Below are 17,516 nucleotides of genomic sequence, written 5' to 3' on the forward strand. Positions count from 1 at the left end.
CCGTCCTGGGGGCGGCGCACCACGGCCTGCGGGGGTGACCGCCAGGCGTACGCGTCTGGCCCCGGGTCATGAGTGTTGGCAGAACTCCGCGTCGGCGAGGTCCCGGGCCGCAGCGCCCTGGAGCGCGAGGCTGTCGGTGTTGAAGTAGACGGTCATCCGGTGGCGGGTGTCGCGGGTGGAGACCGTGAGGGCCTCGAAGCCGTATCCGCCGCCGCGGTACCCCCAGAGCTCGACCCCGCAGGAGGTGGTCATGCGGGCGATGCCGAGGCCCTGGTCGTCGATGCCGGCGGGCACGGTGGTGGTCATCTCCCGCAGCTGCGCCTGGGGCAGCAGCCGGCCGGTGAGCAGGGCGCGGTAGACGTGGTCGAGGTCGTCGGCCGTGCTGATGATCTCGCCACTGGCGCGGATCGCCGAGGGGTTGAACTCCGTGACGTCGACGCCCGGTGGGGGCAACTGGACCTGGGCGGTGGAGTAGTCCCGGCCGGACGGCCGGGGCAGCGACTCGCGGGTTCCGGGCGAGTCGGTGCCCCGCAGGTGGAGCGGGTCGATGATGCGACGGCGCAGCTCGTGCTCGTATGAGCTGCCGGTGATCCGCTCCACGATCATCGCGGCCAGGAGGTAGTTGGTGTTGGAGTACACGAACCTCTCGCCGGGCTGGGCCGTGGGTGGCTTCGACATCGCGACGGCCAGGAGTTCCTCGGGAGTCCAGGTGTCGTGCAGGTGCTCGAGCCAGATCGGCCCGATCTGGTGCAGGGCGGGGTCGTTGAGGTAGTTGTACACACCGCTGGTGTGGTTCAGCAGCTGCCGGACGGTGATGCGGCGGCCGTCGTGGCCGTGGCCCCGGACCAGGCCCGGCAGCCACTTCTCCACGGTGTCGTCGATGCCGAGCCGCCCCTCCGCCTCCAGCTGGAGCACGAGCACGGCCGTGAACGTCTTGGTGATGCTGCCCACCCGGAAGTGGTCCGCCGGACGGGGCGGGCGTCCCGTCCTGCGGTCCGCCACCCCTGCCGTTCCCACCCATCGGCCTTCGCCCTCGGCCACGGTGACGAGGACCCCCGGCGCACCGTCCCGTACCGCCCGCTCCATCGCGGCCCGGGTCCGTGCGTGCTCCGGCCGGCCGGCCCCGTCGGCCGGTGCGGCGGCGGCCGCTGGGGACGCCGGGACCGGCAGGAGCGCGGTCAGGAGTGCGGCGGCCACGGCGGCGAGGGTGGCCGGGCCTCTTCCGGTGGCCACGGGCATGGGCGTGCTCCCTCTCGGGGCGGGGATCATCCGCCCTCAGTCAAACAGAGGTGCCACCGCCCCGCATGCGGGGTGGCCCGCCGGCGCTTGCCCCGTTCCGGTGAGGAAACCGCAGGTCACCGGGCCGCTGGGGGCGGACAGTGCGACCAGGCGGCGGGAGCGGACGACCGTGGCGCCGTCGCCGCGGAGGTTCGGCCCGGCGTCGGCGTCGGCGACCTCTGCGGGGGTGGGTGCAGGAGCACCGCGTCGCGTCGGACAGATGGGTTCGGGGTGCGGGTCAGACCCGTCGATTCTCGCCGGCCGGTCTTCCAACGTCGGTGCGCGGAAGGCGAGTCGAGGTGCGGATCAGGGTTTCGTGTGGCGTGTTCCTGGCAAGCTATCCCAACCATGGGCTTGTCGCCGGTCGCCGGTCATCCTCCTGTCGCTGTCTTCCGTGAGCCCCGGGGCGGGCGGCCCGACCCGGGGCTGGGGCCGCGGGTCGCCGCTGAGGCGGGGCGGGCCGCGCGCGTGCTGGCCGGGGTGGCGACCCATGCCGGACCGGTCGAGCGGACCGCCGCGCTGCGGCAGGCCGCCGCGGCAGCGGGCGAGGTGGTGGCCGCGTTGGAGGCGCTGGCTCCGGCCCTGGCGGGTGAGGACGTGCCGGCGGAGTCGACCAGTCAGTCGTACTTCCGGGTCCGCGAGGTGGAGCTGTCGGACCAGCAGGCCGCCCTGCACGGCCTGTTGGTGATCCACCGCGGCCTGGAGGACCTCTGCGAGGCTCCGCTGTCGGGTGCCGACCTGGCGCTGGAGCTGGCCGGGATGCGGCGGTCGGTGCTCGACCTCACGGGAGTCGCGCCGGGCACCGAATCCGGGCCCGTTCCGGTGCCGGCCGTCCCGGAGCCCGGTGCGGGGCCGTCGTTGGAGCGCGCGTGGAGCGCTCGCTGGCTCATCGGGCACCAGGTCCACGTGCTGTTCAACGTCTGCGCCGCGGTCGCCGTGGCCGACGCCACCCGCCACCTGCGCGACGATGACGGCGACGCCGCGCTGGGGCGGCTGGCGGACGCGACGGAGTACGTGCGCGGCTTCCCCGCGGCCATGAACCACGCCAGTACGATCCCGGCCGACTACTACATGGCGGCGATCCGCCGGACCATGGCGCCGCCGTCGACGGACATCCCGCTCAGCGGGCGCCAGCACCGCGGGTACAAGCTCTTCCGGGCGGCGATGAAGGACCTGCTGACGCTGGTCCCCGAATCCTACGAGCAACTGGCGGACCGCGACCCCGAGTTGGCCGAGGCGCGGGACGCCCTCCTGGAAGCCGACATCGTGGACGCCGAACGGCACGTCACGCTCGCGTACTCGATGGTCCGGCTGCGCCGTTCCATCGCCCAGCGGCCCGAGGGCCCCGACAACGCCGTCGCCGAACTACGACAGATGCGCCACCGCCGCGCGGCCCAGTACGCCCCCCTGATCCGATTCGGGGACCACTACGTCGCCGACGCCGTGGCCGGCCTGCGCCACTCGTGAGTCCGCGCGTCCGCCCGTCCACACCCCCGGCAGGAGACCCGATGCCCGGCACCACCGACAACACCGCCGTCGCCGCGGACTGGAACCTGGGCCCGGCCGACGCCGACACGTGCGAGCGCCTGGCCCGGACCCTGTCCGCCGACGGGGGCGACCAGGTCGACAGCCCCGCGTGGGTGGCACGGGCCCGGGACGCCTGGGACGAACTCCCGCTGCCGCTGCGCCGGGCGGTGCGCCGGTTCCGACGGCACTCCGGCCCGCGCGGCACCCTGGTGATCGGCGGCCTGCCCGTCGACCGGGCGGCCCTGCCCCCGACACCGGCCGTACCCGGCTCGGTCCAGCGGCAGGCGACCGTCCCGGCCGCGCTGCTCACCATGGTGGCCTGCGGGCTCGGCGAGCCGCTCGCCTACCTGGCCGAGAAGTCTGGGGCCCTGGTGCAGGACGTCGTGCCCGTGCCCGGGCAGGAGGCCTTCCACGGCAACGCCGGATCGGTGCCGCTGTCCTTCCACACCGAGAACGGCTTCCACCCCCACCCGCCGGACTACGTGGTCTTCCTGTGCCTGCGCGCCGACCACGACCGGACCGCCGGGATGCGCGTCGCCGGCATCCGCCAGGCACTGCCCCTCCTCACCCCGGCCGAGCGGGAGGCCCTGTCCGCACCGGAGTTCCGCACCACGCCGCCGCCCTCCTTCGGCCCCGACGCCGCGAGCGGGGCCGGAGCCGAACCCCGACCGGTGCTGTCGGGCGCGGCCGAGGACCCCGACATCCGCATGGCCCAACTCGTCACCACCCCGCTCACCCCTCGGGCCGCCGCCGCGCTGGCCGCGTTCGGCCGGGCCTGCGAGGCGACCGCCCGCACCCTGCGTCTGACCCCCGGCGACCTGGTCGTCATCGACAACCGCGTCACCGTCCACGGCCGCACCGCCTTCCGGCCCCGCTACGACGGGGCGGACCGCTGGCTGCAGCGCACCTATGCCAGCGCCGACCTGCGCCGCTCCCGCGACCACCGACCCGACGACGGCCACGTCCTCGCCCGCTGACCGGCCGTGACGGGTGGGGGCGCCCCCAGCCCCCGCCCGCCGCGCACGGCACGCACGGTGCGGCCACCCGAGCCCGGAGGCCCTGGGTAGCCGCAACCCGGGACGCGATGTCAGCAGCAGCCGTGCCACTGGTAGTCCGTCGGGGCCTCGAGTCCGGCCTCGGAGGCGTCGCCGTCGGTGTCGGCCGCGGTGGCGGGGTGGATGGTGGTGCCCTTCTTGATGGTCTCGGCGACGGCGATGTCCTTGATCTCCTCCGGCGGGACCGTCAGCGGGTTCGCGGAGAGGATCACCAGGTCGGCGAGCTTGCCGACCTCGATGCTGCCCTTGCGGTCCTGCTCGAAGTACTGGTGGGCGGCGTGGATGGTGATGGACTTGACCGCGTCCAACGCCGACACGCACTGCTCGGGCCCGAGGACGACCTGGTCGGTGCGGGTGCGGCGGGTGACCTGGCTGGAGAGGATGGCGATCGAGTTGGGCAGGGCCACCGGGGCGTCGTGGTGCGAGGTGTAGACCATCCCCCGGTCCACGGCCCAGCGGGCGGGGGAGATGGTGGCGGCCCGCTCCGGCCCGAGGACGGTCTTGCGGTACCAGTCGCCCCAGTAGTACGTGTGCATGGAGAAGAAGGACGGGATGACGCCCAGGCGGGCGAAGTCCTCGATCTGCTCCTCGCGGGCGGTCTGGGCGTGGATCGCCACCGTCCGCCGGTCGGCGTCGGCGGGCTCGACCTCGGCGGAGGCGGTCCGGACCGCCTCGATGAACTGGTCGATCGCGGCGTCCCCGTTGACGTGCGCCAGCACCTGCCAGCCCCTGGCGTACGCGGTGCTCACCTGGTCCAGGACGACCTTGGGGTCCTCGATGGTGGGGTAGCCGCAGTAGCCCTCGGGAGTGCCTTCCGGCCGCTCCTCGTAGGGCTTGGTGAGCCAGGCCGTGCGGCCTTGCGGGGATCCGTCCAGGTACATCTTGACGCCGGCAGCGCGCACGCCGCGGTGGTACTCCTGGCTCACGCCGACCGGGTCCGGCTCCGGTGAGGCCGTGGCCTCGTCGGCCCGTGCGTAGGCGACGACGTCGATCTTGAAGGGTTTGAGGGCCGCGGCGTCCCGCAGGGCCTTCAGGTTCTTCAGTGTGGCGCCGCCCTCCTGGACGGTCGTGAAGCCGAAGCTCGCGGCCGACGCCACGCCCTTGCTGAAGAGGGCGGCCATCGCGGTCAACGGCAGCCCCTCGGTGGCCTTTTCGGAGGCCGGACTGAAGGCCGTCTCCTCCAGGACGCCGTTGGGTTCGCCGAACGGCCGTGCCACGGGGCCGGGTTGGCGTCGGATGACGCCGCCGTCCGGGTCGGCGGTGGCCCTGGTGTAGCCCAACTCCCGCAGGCCCCGGCTGTTCACGGCCCCGAGGTGGAAGGACTGGTGGATGGCCAGCACCGGCCGGGTGGTGGACACCTTGTCGAGATCCTCGCGGGTGGGGTGACGGCCTTCGGCGAGCATGGCGTCGTCGTAGCCGAACCCGATGATCCACTTGGAGAAGGCGCCCACCGGCGTCTTCGCCCACGCGCGCAGCTTGTCCAGGAGCGAGTCGATGTCCGTGACGTCGCCGTCGGGGGCGGCCAGCAGGTTGGCGAGGGTGGCCTGCAGCCCGATGCCGCCCAGGTGGCCGTGGGCGTCGATGAACCCGGGCAGCAGCGCGCGCCCGGCGAGGTCCCGCACCTTCGTCCGCGGCCCCTGCCAGCGGTCGACGGCCTCCTGGTAGTCGCCGACGTGGACGATGACTCCGTCCTTGACGGCCACCGCCTCGGGACGGGGATCGGACTCCTGGGAGTCGGCGGCCGCCGTCACGATCTCACCGCCGTGGAAGATGACATCGGCCTCGTCGTACGGTGCCGCAGCCTGGACATCGCCGGCGTCCGTCGTCACTCCCGGCTGACCGCTCATTCCGGTTCCCTTCCGCTGCCTACGTTCGGTGATCCGCTGCCTACCCGTGGCTATCGGGGTGTGAACATGAATCTGAATCTGAACGCTGCTCGGGTACGGCGCTGGGGCAGGTACGGCTTGTGAGGTGGACCATCAGGAGTCGCCGGGTGCGGGCGCGCAAGGGCCGTCTCCCTTCTTGTCCGCGACGAACACCCCGCCGCATCGCCCCGCTCTGCTGCCGTTGCCGTTGTAGACGCTGACGACCTCGAACACGATCGGCTTCACCGCCGTGCGGTGGACGTACTGCGGGGGTTCCTGCGGGCCGACGTTGAATTCATTGGCGCCGAATCTGTCCTTCTCTCCCCGGGAGCTCTTCTGCGCCGGTTTCCAGAAGGCATACTTCGACATATCGGACCAATTCGTCATGTAGTTCAGCAGGTCTGTGTTCAGGGTGGTGGCCTTGCCGGCCTGTGGCCATCCGGCCTGGACCGCTTCGGTGATCGGGGCGAACCGTGCGGCTTCGGCGAAGAGAACGGCCGGTTGGCACAGGGATGCTCCGTCAGCTCCGTTGCCCTTTTCGGCGAATTCCTTGACCGCGCTGTTCAGGCTGTTGTCCGTTATCTCCAGCCTTCCAGAGCTGATCTTTTCGCAGAGCTTGGGGTATTGCATGCCCTTCGTCCAGCTGCCGGTCCGATCGGCAGGGAAGGGATAGTCGCGCCAATTCTGCTGGGGTTTTTCGAATCGGATGTAGCTGTTCTTGTCCTCGTTGTACAGGCCGATGACGTAGAGGTCGTCCTTGCGCATCAGGAAGGTGATGTGCTGCGACTGGTCGCGGCTGGTGATCCGGATCCCGACGAAGTCCTCCGTCGTGTATGACTTGGGATTCTTGGGTTTGGCGTCCACCACCTTCTGCTGAATAGACGGGCTGACGTGCAGCCTTCGCATGCCGACGGAGGTCTCCACGTCAGCAGCGGGCGCCACGGCGTCGCGGATCGACGCGATGTAGGCGGCATAGGCGCCCGCGCCTTTCCACTGCGGCTCCCCGAATTCCAGGAGCGCGGGAAGCTGTGGGGCTTGCGGTGCTGCCTGTGGGTCGGCGGTCGGAGTGCCGGAGCAGGCGGCCAGGGACACGGCCGCGAGGCCCATGGCGAGGACGGACGGGTATCGGTGTGCGGAGGGCTCGGGCATGGGGTGACTTCTTTCGGGGCCCGACGGGCCCGCGCGGGTCGGAGGCGAGGGGGCTGCGCGCGACCGGGTGCGGCCGGAGGGCGGTTCAGGAAGCGGGGAGGCGCTTGCGTCGCCCGGCGGGCGCCGCCGTGCGTTTGGCGGGCGTCGTGCGCTTGGCTGCGGCCCGGCGGGGCTTCGCGTCCGTCGGGCGAGGCGCGGTGCGGGAGGTCCGTGTCGTACGCGGGGGCGTGGTGATGCGGCCGACCTGCGTGCGCTTCTCAGGGCCCGGAGGCTGGAGGGCTTTGCCCGTCCCGTCCTTGACCACGGGCATGGCCACCAGAATGACGGCCGTGGTGGCCTTCCCGACCAGGGTGAACGTCTGCTCGGCCACCGGCGCGAGCGCGGGGACGACGAAGACGACGGTGAGGGATTTCCCGTCCTCGGACGGGGTGACCTTGGCGACGGTGGATCCGTGGTCGGGGACGAACCCTTCGCCCGTCACGGTGACCTCGAAGGTGGCCCCGCGTACGGTGCTCTGGCCCGTGTTGGTGAGGTTCCAGACGTAGGTGACGTTGTCGCCGACCAGGGGTGCGGGGGGAGAGACCGTCGTGGTGATCGCGACCTGCGCGGTGCTGCCGATGGGCACGGGGTCGCTGCCGGAGGCCAGACCGGTCGTGGTGCCGACGGTGGCGGACCGGGTGACGGCGGCCTTCGGGCCGGCCGGGTCGGGGGAGACGGCGACCCGTACGGCGATCTGCGCGGCCTCGCCCGGTGCGAGCTCTCCCACGGGAACGGTCCACCGGCCGGGGTGCGCCGGATCGACGGTGCCGCTGCGCGGGGCGGTGTCGACGGTGGCGTCCAGGAAGGCGAAGTCCTTGGGGAGCGTCAGGACGAACGAGGTGTCCCGGGCGCTGGAGGGCCCGTCGTTGCCGAGGGACCAGACCAGGACGCTCTCGCCGCCGGCGGTGACCGGGTAGGGGAGTTGGAAGGCGCTGATCCGTACGGTGCTGCGGACGGTGACGTTCAGCCGTGCGGTGTGGATGACCGGGCTCGCGCCGTCCGCGAAGAGCAGTGTGGTGACGGCGAGTGGATCGGGGCCTTTCGCCGTGGTGGCGGGAGCTCGGGGCGACACCCGGCAGGTGACCCGCACGGTCTGCTTCCCGGTGGCGAGGCCGTCGAGGCCGAGGGTGAGGTGTCCGTCGCTCTGCGACAGCGAGGACGGGGCCTGGCCGTCGATCAGGGCCTCGGTGACGGTGAGCTCCGGGGGCAGGGCGACCTGGAGGGAAGCGGGGCCGGTGGCGCAGGTGCCGGTTCTGGCGACCGTCCAGGTGAACGGGACGGTGGCACCGGCATCGAAGGTGCGGAGGTCGGCGGTGTCCGGGTCCGGGGTGAGGGTCAGGACGGCGTCGGAGTCGATCTCGATCCGCGCGGCCGCGTCGGCCGGAGTCTGCCCCTCCTCCTTTACCACGGCCCGTCCGCTCACCGTGCCCGGCGCCTGGGTCAGGTCGTCGGCGGTGGTGGTGCCGGTGGCGGTCACGGTGACGGACAGGCCGGGCTTGAGGTCGGGCAGGGATGTCGGACTGGCCTGGACGGGCGCCTTCCTGCCGTTCGAGACGGTGATCTTGGGATTGCTCAGTTCGGGTGGCAGCGTGAGGTCGGCGACGGCGCCGGAGGCCACCGACGGGCCGCGGTTGACCACCGTCCAGACGAGCGAGGCATGTTCGCCCACCGTCACCGGGCTGGGGGTGCCGATGCCGTTGAGCGTGAGCGCGCTCGCCCGGGTGACCTGCACCGAGCCGATCCGGCCCGTGGCGTCGGCGGTGTCGCCCGCCTTGGCGGTGGCGGTCACGGCGGGGATGTCCTTGGCGGCCGGGTCGACGAGGGCCGTGACCGTGACCGTGCGCTGCTCGCCCGGCTTGAGATCGATCGGCGGCCACTGGACCCTTCTGCCGTCCGACGTCGCTCCGCCGTGGGAGGAAGTGCGGTAGGTGAGGGAGGCCGGCAGGCCGGCGGTGAGGTCGATCTTCTCTGCGGCGGGCCCGCCGGCGTGGGCGAGGGTCCACACGTAGGTCAGGTCGCGCCCGGCGACCACCGCAGGCGGGACAGCCTCGCCGGTGAGGCTCAACGCGACCTTGACCTCGGCCGTCAGGGTGTTCTTGGCGTCGGCGGCGTCGGTGGCCTGGGCGTGGGCGGTCGCCTCCAGCGGGCCGGCGGCATCCTTGCGAACGGTGGCGGTGGCCTCGAGGGTCAGCTGCTGGCCGTTCGACAGCGTGCCGAGGGAGTCGAAGACGAGCTGCCGCTTCGGCTCGTCCCAACGTGCCGTCTGCGATCCGCCTTCGGTGACCAGGCCCTTCGGGTCGGACACCTGGTCGGGCATGGTGATCCGGACGGTGAGCCCGGACGCGTCGGAGGGCCCCTTGTTGGCCAGCGTCCAGTGGTAGGTGATCCGCTTTCCGGCGTCGGCGGGGTTCGGGGTTACCGCCCCGGTCAGGTCCAGCTGGGACGAGGCGCGGGCGGTGGCCTCGGCGGTCTTCCAGGCCGGGCGGGCCTGTGCGGAACAGGCGTACGCTCGGGCGGGCAGCGAGCCGGTGGCACCGTCGTCGACGAGGGTCTTCACCGAGAAGTCCTGGGTCTTGCCCGGGGCGAGCGAACCCAGGTAGCCGATGATCATCTTGGGGGTGGGGGTAGCGGGCAGCCCGTGAACCTCCGTCGGCTTGACGTCGGCGGGCAGGGTGATCGACACGTAGATGTTCTTGGCGGTGACGTTGCGACCGGTGTTCTTGAGGGTCCAGGAGTAGGTCAGGAACTTGCCGGGGTCGACCGTTTCCGGATCGGCTTTCGCCTTGGTGAACTTCAGTGTGGTGGTCTTGTCCTTCTCGTCGTCGTCATCGTCGTCCGACTCGTCGTGGTCCTTTCCGCTGCCTTCGCCGCCGAACGGGGGCGGGAAGCCGAAGGGCCCGAAGTCGAAGGGGAATCGGAAGCTGCCCTTCCCCTGTTTGACGGGGATGGTGATGTCCTTGCTGGTCGCCTCGGTGGAGCCATCGCGGGTGAACAGGCCCGTGACGGTGACCTGGTGGTCCTGCGTGTGGCCGACCGTCGTGACGACCGTGAACCATCCGCCGGCCTTGCCGGGCGCCAACTCCTCCTGAGGATAGGTGGCTTGCTGGCCGTCGGCGAGGCTCAGGGCGCTCGGCAGCTTGACCGTACGGGTCACGTTGCGGGCCAGGGACGGACCGGTGTTCCTCACATTCCAGGCCAGGGCAAGCTGGTCGCCTTCCTGGACCGTGTCCGGGCTGAACCGGGTCTCGATGATCTCGAGTCGGTCCTGCACCGCCACCTGGACCGTGGCCGGTGCCTCGGGCGTTCTGGCCGGCTTCCCGGTGCGGGGGTCGAGTGTCTGCGCCTCAGCGCCGGCCTTGAGGGTGAGCGAGCCGCGAACCTCCGGGGCGGGCCAGACACGGAGGGTGAGGTCGGCCGGGCGGTTCGGCGGGAGGGTGCCCAGATCCCAGCTGATGTCCGTGCCCTTGACAGTGGCTGTCGGGGTGGCGGACACGAAGGTGGCGCCGGGCGGCAGGGTGACCCGTGCGGTGACGCCGGTCGCCGTGGAACTTCCCTTGTTGGTGAGTGTCCACCGGAAGGCAGCGGGGTGGTCACGGTCACCCGCCACCACCTGGGCCGGGTCGGTGGCTTCGGCGCGCAGCGACAGCACGGCCTCTGCGGTGGCGGTGACGGTCGCCTCGGTCGCCGGGACTTTGATCGGCTTCTTTGTCTTGGCATCCAGGGTCGTGGCGGAGGCCTTCGCCGAGGCGGTCAGCGGGCCGAGGGCCCCGGGGTCGACCTTCGCGGTGACGGCGACGGACGTGTCGCCGGACTCGACCGGGGGCAGCGCCCAGCTGACGATGCCGCCCTTCTGGAGCGTGCCATGGTCGGTGGCGGAGACGAAAGCCAGACCGTCCGGCAGCGTCGCGGTGACGGCGAGGCCCCGGACGACGGAGGGGCCCTCGTTGTGGAAGGTCCAGGTGTAGGTGACCTCGTCCCGCCCGGCGACCGTCTGCGGGGGGACGGCGGCCGCTGTGCAGGTGAGCGTGGCGAGTTCCTGGACCTTCAGGGTGACGGGTACCTGCAGGGTGGTCGCCGGACTGCCGGAGCCGTCCGGCCTGCTGAACGTTGCCACGGCGGTGGCGACCAGGGTGTCCCGCGTGGTCGGGGAGGTCTTCGCCTTGACCGTCACGGTGCGCGACTGGGGTGGGTCCAGGTAGCCGAGCTGCCAGAGGACGCTGCCATCGGCTTGTAGGGTGCCCTTGGTTTGTGGGGCTTCGTCCTCGTAGGCGGAGTCGAAGCGCACCCCGGGAGGCAGGACGGCCCGGACACTCACCATTTCTGCGCTGGACGGTCCTCGGCTCTCCACCTTCCAACGGAAACTGACGGGTTGATCTGCCGGCACCGTGTCGTCGGCGGGGTCACCCGTCAGGGAGAGGTCCACCTTCGACACGGGGTCCACGATGGTCTGCCGGTTTGGCGTCGCGTCGGCGGTGTGGACACCGAACAGGACACCCAGGGGGATGCCGGCGTTCGGCGCGATCTGCACGGTGAGGGCCACCACGGCTTTCTCGCCACGCTTCAAGGGCGGCAGCTTGTGCTCCGGGGCGCGCTTGTCGTCGATGGTGAAGTCGACTTCGCTCAGACCGTCCCCCATGTCGTACTCGCAGACGGCGGAGGTGACGTCGTCGGGCCCGAGGTTCGTCACCGTCCAGGAGAGGACCGCCTTCTCGCCCGCCACCGGTTCGGGAGGCTGCACGGTGCCCTGGCTCAAGTCGAGCGTGGCGTTCTCGAAGACGGTCCCCTTGCTGTTCGAAGAGCCGGGGTCGATGTGGGTGTCGTCGCCGAGGAACTCCGCCTTGACCGAGGCATCGGCGACCTTTGCCTCGTCCGTGTCGCCCGCTCGCCGCCGGGCGCTCGCCGTTCTCTTGGTGGCTGCCGTACGTGCCATCGTCCTGCTGCTCCTCGGTGTGGACTGCTCAGCGGGAAGGGGTGACCGGAAGCCGGTGGGGAACGGCGGGTGGGCACGGTCCTTCGCTCCGGCCGGGCGGGTTCTGATGGGCAGCGCCGGCCGGCGTCCCGCCTCAGGTCCGTTCGAGCCGGACCGCTGCTGCGCCATGGCGGGGACGCGGGGTCTCGCTCCGCAGTTGTCACTGTACGAATCGTGTGCGGATTCCGCCCGGCGGGAGCGTCCGCTCGGATCGTTGCCCGGTCCGGGTTCCGTCCGGCGGACCGGCCGAGGGCGTGACGCCGGACGGCCAGGACCGGCTCGCCAACGAGGCGTTCGAGTGCGCCGACCCGCTGAGGCTGATGCGGCCCTTCGGCATCGCGGAGCTGCCGGGTAGACGGCCTCCGGCCCGGAGCGGGGGAGTACCCCGCCCCGGGCCGGAGGCCGGAGCCGCGGAACCATCGGTGCGTACGCCGGTGTTGTCCGGGCGCAGCGGCCTGAGTGGCCTCAGCGGCAGAGGGCTGCTTCGACGACGTTCTCGACGTGTCTCAGGGCGGCCTTGTCGGTCGGGCGGGAGGTCACGGCGATGTTGGCCGCGGCGCTGCCGTCCTCGGTGACGCCGCCGCGGGTCTCGTAGCCGGGGAAGCTGCCGCCGTGGCCCCAGTAGAGGCCGCCGCAGGGCAGGGGCCTGCTCACGAGGCCGAGTCCGTAGGCGGCGCCGGGGCCGACGGCCTCGGCGGGGACGGTCTTCTTCATCTCGGCGAGTTGGGCGGGTGGGAGGAGGCCGCCGTGGAGGAGTGCGGAGAAGAAGTGGTTGAGGTCGGAGTTGGTGGAGATCATCTGACCGGCGGCCCAGCCGAAGGAGGGGTCGGTCTCGGTGACGTCCTGCTGGGGTGCGTCGGGGGTTTCGCGGTAGTAGCCCTTGGGGTGGGGCTCGCGGATGGTCGTGTCGCCGGGGGTGGGGAAGTAGGTGTGGCGCAGGCCGACGGGCTTGACGATGCGGCGGTCGATCTCCGCCGCGAGCGGGCGGCCGGTGACCCGTTGGACGATCAGGCCGGCCACGAGGTAGTTCGTGTTGCTGTAGTTGAACCGGTCGCCCGGGGCGAAGTCGGCCTTGAACCGCAGTGCGTTGTCGAGGAGGTCGCGCGGCTCGTAGTAGTGGAACGAGGCATCACCCCGCAGGTACTCCGGGAGCCCGCTGGTGTGCTGGAGGAGCTGACGGACGGTGATGTTCCGCCCGTCGATGCCGTCCCCGCGGACGAGGCCCGGCAGGTAGGTCTCGACGGGTGCGTCGAGGCCGATCTTCCCCTCTCCGACCAGTTGCAGCACGACCACCGCCGTGAACGTCTTGGTGTTGCTGCCCATCCGCACCTGACCGTCGACCGGGACCTTCGCTCCGGTGGCCAGGTCACCCACCCCGGCGGTGTAGTCGCGGGCTCGGCCGTGCCCCTTCTCGACGTTCGCCAGCGTGCCGACGATGCCGTCGTCCCGCACCAGTGCGTCGAGGCCCTGCTGGACGGTGTCCGGCTTCGGTGCCGCGAAGGCCGCGGACGGGGCCAGCACCCCCGTCGTCAGGGCACCGACGGCCATCGCGGCCACCAGGACCTTCCGGTGCCGGGACGGGTGGACGGTCTGCTGCGCCTGATTGCGCATGCATCAACTCCGGTTGCTTGTCGAGGAAGCCGGCGGGTCACGCCGCTGTCCCAACCCTCTCCGGAGCGGACCACCTGCGACGATGCCGCTACCCACCCGGTCGTGGGTGGGGTTATCCCCCGGTATCCGCAGGAATGGCGGGTTCACGGCAGTACGGCCACCGCCGCCACGTCCGCCGGCCGGTCGTCGTACCCGGGCACCGGGGCCTGCCCCTGCGCGCACGCGCCGGCCGCCGGCAGATCACCGGGGTTCGGCGACGAGCAGCGGGCCGCGTGGGCGGACGGTGGCGGCGGTGGCGCTCTCCCGGAGGGGGGTGGCCGTGGCCGGGCTGAGGCGCAGGCGGGCGAGGACGGCCGCGGTGACGACGAGCATCTCGGTCCAGGCGAAGGACTCGCCGACGCACTTGTGCCGGCCCGCGCCGAAGGGGATGAACAGCCTGGGTGGGGCGTGGCCGGCGGACTGGCGCCAGCGGTCGGGGTCGAACCGCGACGGGTCGGGGTGGAGCAGCGGGGAGCGGTGCAGCGCGGTCGGGCTGAAGAGGATCTCCGCCCCCGGGGGCAGGACGACGCCGCCGTACCGGAGGGGCTCCGTCGCCCGGCGCATCAGGATCCAGTTGGGGGTGTGGAGGCGGAGGGTCTCGCTGATGGCGTGGCCCGTGCGCTCCAGGAGCGGCAGGTCGTCCGGGGACACGGAGCCGTCGGGGGCGACGGCGCGCACCTCCTCGCTCAGCTCGTCCTGGAGGTCCTGGTGCCGGGCGAGTTCGTGGAAGAGCCAGGCGAGCGTGGTGGCGGTCGTCTCGGTGCCGGCTAGGAGCAGCGAGACGGCCTCGTCCCGGACCTGGGCCGGTGGCATGGCGAGGCCGGTCTCCTCGTCGCGGGTGGTCAGCAGCAGGGACAGCAGGGTGCCGTCCGGGCCCTGCTGCGGGGCGGCGGCCTGATCGACGATCTCGTCCACGACGGTGCGCAGGTCCCGGACCGCCGCGTCGAAGCGCCGGTTCGCCGGTACGGGCAGCTTCTCCAGCAGCGGCGACGGGTAGAGCGCCCGCTGGACGAAGCCGGTGAGGACGACGGGCACGGCCCGGTCGATCCGGGCCTTCTGGGCGGCGCTCAGGCGGGTGGCGAACAGTGCCTCGACCACGATGTCCCGGGCGAGTCCGTGCATCCGCGGCTCGATCGGCGCGGGCCGCCCGGTCTCCCAGCGGGACACCGCGGCCGCTGCCAGCCGCGCGGCCAGGGCGGCGTACCGGCGGATGCCGTCGCGGTGGAAGGCCGGCTGCACCAGGCGCCGCTGGCGGAGGTGGAACGCGCCCTCGGAGATGAACAGGCCGTTGCCCAGCAGGCCGCGGGCCTGGTCGAAGACGAAGCCCTTCTCGGTCCTCGCGGCGTCCTGGACGAGCAGCCGGTGGACCAGCCCGGGGTCGGTGAGGACGTGAACGGGCCTGCGCCACAGGTGGATCCGCACCACCGGGCCGTGGTCGGCGAGCGACTGGAGGAACGGCACGGGGCGGGTCAGCAGCGGGAGCAGGTGGCCGAGCAGGGGCAGGTGGCCGGGCGCGCGCGGCGCGCTGCCGGGCGGGGCGGCGTCCTCGCGCATCAGTGCCTCGCCGCGGGGGACGGCACGTCGAACCGGGAGCTGCCGCGCGACCAGTCGATGTGCCCGCGCAGCCACAGCCCGAGGCTGCGGGCGTACGCGGAGGCCGCCTCGCTGCCGTCCGTGCGGACGGTCCGGCTCAGCTCGACGAACGCGCGCATCTCGGCGTCGCGCATGGCGACGGCCGACCGTCGGGCCTCGGCCGGGGAGCAGCGGTGGTGGCGGGCGAGGACCTCGACCAGGTTGTGGCGGCCCTGGCCGCCGGCGGCCTCCTTGGCGTGGGAGTACAGGTCGTTGTCCCAGCTCACCAGGTTCGCCGTGAGGTCCCTGAGCCTGCGCAGCGACGGTCCGTCCGCCTCCGCGGCCGGCACCTCGTAGCCGGCCGCGAGGTCGACCAGGGCGAGGCAGGTGTACGTCGCCCCGGCGTGCCGGCGCATGGCCACGTACTCGGCCAGGCCCGGTACGGTGCCCGCCTCCCGGTTGGCGGCCTCCCACACCTGGGCGGAGAGGTAGTCGCGGACCGTGCACTCCCACCGGAACAGCTGGGACGGCGAGGCCTGCGCGGCGACCCGGTCCCGGATCTCCCGCAGGGCCGTCGCGTAGGCGCCGGCCGGTCCGGGCAGCTCGTCGCCGGGCGGCTCGGGGTCGACCACCCGGGAGAGGAGCGCGGTCGTACGGGCCAACGGCCCGGGGGCGGCGCCGCGTTCGCGGTCCTCGCAGTACCCGTCGTCGAAGGCGAAGAGCCAGACGTACCAGTCGGACAGCAGGCGCAGCATCCCGGCGGAGACCTCGGGGTTGGTCCGCGCGGCCAGGTGGCCGCTGCGCTGGCGGCCGATCCGGTCGGACTGCCGGTGGCGCCCGTCCAGCAGCCGGTGGCGCGCCAGCCAGTCCAGGCTCTGCCGGTCGGCCTGCTCGGCGTGGGGGTTCGTCAGGGAGGGGAAGGGGCACCACAGGTCGTCCGGGGCGCTGGGTGGCTGCCCGTCGCGGGGATCGGTCATGGGTGTGTCGGCCTTCGTCTGGTGTGGGGGCGGTCAGTCCCGGAAGGAGACGGTGAGGTCGGCGTGGCCGCCGAAGGTGAGGCGGTCGCGGCGGACCGCCGGGCCGGTGCGCCGCATGACGCTACGGCGGCGGGAGCCGGGGCGGTTGCGCGTCCGTGCACGGGGGGTGGCCCGGGAGGGAACCGGCGGGCCGGCGACGGGAGCCGGGGCTGGGCACGCTGCGCGCCCGGAGCGGTACCCGCCGTAGTGCCGGGGCGGGTTGACGGATTGTAGCCTTGGGTGCCCGGGGAGTGGGCGGTGAGAACCCGAGGGGGACGAGAGTGGTGGACGGCGGGCGGGTTCCGGTCCTGGTCGGCCGGCAGCGGGAGACGGAGCTGCTGACGGCGGCGCTGGTCCAGGCCGTGGACGGTGCGAGCGGGTCCACGGTGCTGCTGCGCGGTGAGGCGGGGGTCGGCAAGAGCACGCTGCTGGCCTGGGTGGAACGGGCGGCGCGCGAGCGCGGGTTCACCGTCCTGCGCGCGGTCGGCTCCGAGGCGGAGACGGACCTCGCGTTCGGCGCCCTCCACCAGGCCTTCTGGGCGCCGCTCCAGCGCTCCACCGCGCTGTCCGCCCACCAGCGGGAGGCCCTGGAGAGCGCGTTCGGCGTCCGTCCCGGCGCCCCGAGCGGCCTCGCCGTCGGTGCCGCCGCGCTGGCCCTGCTGGAGGAGGCGGCGCGGGCCGCCCCGACGCTGCTCCTCCTCGACGACCTGCACTGGATCGACTCGTCGAGCGCGACCGTCTACGCCTTCCTCCACCGGCGCTGCGCCGAGCAGCGGGTGGTGATCGTCGGCGCCACCCGCCCGGACGGGCCGGCCGCCCGGCTCTGGTCCGCCGAGGCCGTCGACGTGCGGGCGCTGCCCCGGACGGACGCGGCCCTGCTGCTGGGCTCCCGCTACCCCGAACTCGCCCCGCCCGCCAGGGACCGGGTGCTGGCGGAGGCGGCCGGGAACGCGCTGGCGCTGGTGGAGCTGCCGCGCCAGCTCGCGGCCGCCCAGCAGCGCGGGGCCGCGCCACTGCCGGAGCGGCTGCCGCTGGGGCGGAAGCTGGAGCGGATGTTCACCGAACGGCTGGGGGCGGTGCCGCCGGAGGCCGGCCGTCTGCTGCTGCTCGGCGCCCTGGCCGCCAGCCCGGACTTCGGCAGCGGCGAGTGGCTGAGCGCGGTCGCGGACGAGAACGCGCGGGAGATCCTGGAGCGGATCGAGGCCGACGGACTGGCCCGGCTCGACCCGGCCGGGCAACTGGTGTTCCGGCACCCGCTGGTGCGCACCGCCGTCGTCTCCGCGGCCTCCGACACCGCGCGCCGCTTGATCACCCGGGTGGCGTTCTCGACCGGGCTGCCCGTGACGGTGGCCGCGAACATCGTCTCGCGGAGCACGTCGCGGACGTCCAGCGAGGT

General features: G+C 72.7%; 9 protein-coding genes and 1 pseudogene. 3 read left to right on the forward strand and 7 right to left on the reverse strand.

All coding sequences use genetic code 11. The features are described 5' to 3' along the window. Positions 1-66: 66 nt before the first annotated feature. The gene (locus ACWDCZ_RS33525) at positions 67-1,239 is read right to left on the reverse strand and encodes a serine hydrolase domain-containing protein (protein WP_449817813.1); all 1,173 of its coding nucleotides are present in this window, start codon (positions 1,237-1,239) and stop codon (positions 67-69) included. Between the two features lie 519 nt (positions 1,240-1,758). Here ACWDCZ_RS33525 and ACWDCZ_RS33530 point away from each other — a divergent pair. Both ACWDCZ_RS33530 and ACWDCZ_RS33535 read left to right on the forward strand, forming a co-directional pair. Then, a complete protein-coding gene (locus tag ACWDCZ_RS33530) occupies positions 1,759-2,745 on the forward strand; it encodes a hypothetical protein (protein ID WP_449813542.1) in 987 nt (328 codons plus the stop codon). A gap of 41 nt (positions 2,746-2,786) precedes the next feature. Beyond that, complete coding sequence (locus ACWDCZ_RS33535) at positions 2,787-3,782, forward strand: TauD/TfdA family dioxygenase (protein WP_449817814.1); 996 nt, start codon at positions 2,787-2,789, stop codon at positions 3,780-3,782. A 110-nt stretch (positions 3,783-3,892) separates the two neighbouring features. Here the strand turns inward: ACWDCZ_RS33535 and ACWDCZ_RS33540 are convergent, their stop codons facing one another. The 6 genes from ACWDCZ_RS33540 to ACWDCZ_RS33565 all read right to left on the reverse strand — a co-directional run bounded on the left by ACWDCZ_RS33540 (position 3,893) and on the right by ACWDCZ_RS33565 (position 16,081). Further along, positions 3,893-5,707, reverse strand: a complete 1,815-nt coding sequence (locus tag ACWDCZ_RS33540; protein ID WP_449817815.1) for an amidohydrolase — start codon at positions 5,705-5,707, stop codon at positions 3,893-3,895. Between the two features lie 132 nt (positions 5,708-5,839). Next, complete coding sequence (locus ACWDCZ_RS33545) at positions 5,840-6,874, reverse strand: ribosome-inactivating family protein (protein ID WP_449817816.1); 1,035 nt, start codon at positions 6,872-6,874, stop codon at positions 5,840-5,842. An 85-nt stretch (positions 6,875-6,959) separates the two neighbouring features. Continuing rightward, on the reverse strand, positions 6,960-11,843 hold the full coding sequence (locus ACWDCZ_RS33550) for a hypothetical protein (protein ID WP_449817817.1): 4,884 nt from the start codon (positions 11,841-11,843) through the stop codon (positions 6,960-6,962). A gap of 504 nt (positions 11,844-12,347) precedes the next feature. After that, on the reverse strand, positions 12,348-13,493 hold the full coding sequence (locus ACWDCZ_RS33555; RefSeq protein ID WP_449817818.1) for a serine hydrolase domain-containing protein: 1,146 nt from the start codon (positions 13,491-13,493) through the stop codon (positions 12,348-12,350). Between the two features lie 240 nt (positions 13,494-13,733). Further along, entirely contained in the window at positions 13,734-15,086 is a 1,353-nt protein-coding gene (locus tag ACWDCZ_RS33560; protein ID WP_449817819.1) for a cytochrome P450, read from the reverse strand. Beyond that, the gene (locus tag ACWDCZ_RS33565) at positions 15,086-16,081 is read right to left on the reverse strand and encodes a terpene synthase family protein (RefSeq protein ID WP_449817820.1); all 996 of its coding nucleotides are present in this window, start codon (positions 16,079-16,081) and stop codon (positions 15,086-15,088) included. The genes ACWDCZ_RS33560 and ACWDCZ_RS33565 overlap by 1 nt, the downstream gene beginning before the upstream one ends. 401 nt (positions 16,082-16,482) lie before the next feature. On the opposite strand from ACWDCZ_RS33565, the pseudogene ACWDCZ_RS33570 reads away from it, so the two are divergent. Further along, positions 16,483-16,845, forward strand: a pseudogene (locus ACWDCZ_RS33570) (ATP-binding protein); the annotation flags it as partial. Positions 16,846-17,516 lie beyond the last annotated feature (671 nt).

It is taken from the genome of Kitasatospora sp. NPDC001225 (genome assembly GCF_053597855.1).